The organism is Pseudoalteromonas sp. SIMBA_162 (assembly GCF_046535955.1).
In the GTDB taxonomy this organism is placed as follows: domain Bacteria; phylum Pseudomonadota; class Gammaproteobacteria; order Enterobacterales; family Alteromonadaceae; genus Pseudoalteromonas; species Pseudoalteromonas marina.
On sequence record NZ_JAWJBQ010000166.1, the window covers coordinates 1 to 339 of the forward strand.

Sequence of the window (339 nt, forward strand, 5' to 3'; positions counted from 1 at the left end):
GTGGATGACTTCGACGTGGTGATCGACTTCACCGCACCGCAGGTGACGCTGGCCAATCTGGCGCTGTGCGCCGAGCACGGCAAGCGTATGGTGATCGGCACGACCGGTTTCACGCCGGAGCAGCTCGAGCAGCTGGATGGCTACCGTGACAGCGTGCCCTTCGTGTTCGCGGCCAACATGAGCTCCGGCGTCAACCTGACCCTCAAGTTGCTGGAGACCGCCGCGCGTGCCCTCGGCGATGCCGGCTATGACATCGAGATCATCGAGGCGCACCACCGCCACGAGGTCGATGCTCCTTCCGGCACGGCGCTGGCGATGGGCGAAGCCGTGGCGCATTCC

Annotated in this window: 1 protein-coding gene; it reads left to right on the forward strand. The window is 65.8% G+C overall.

The genetic code is table 11. The features are described from left to right. Positions 1 to 339 (forward strand): 4-hydroxy-tetrahydrodipicolinate reductase (gene dapB / locus R0J88_RS19190; protein WP_410900760.1); only part of this gene is annotated, 339 nt, incomplete at both ends.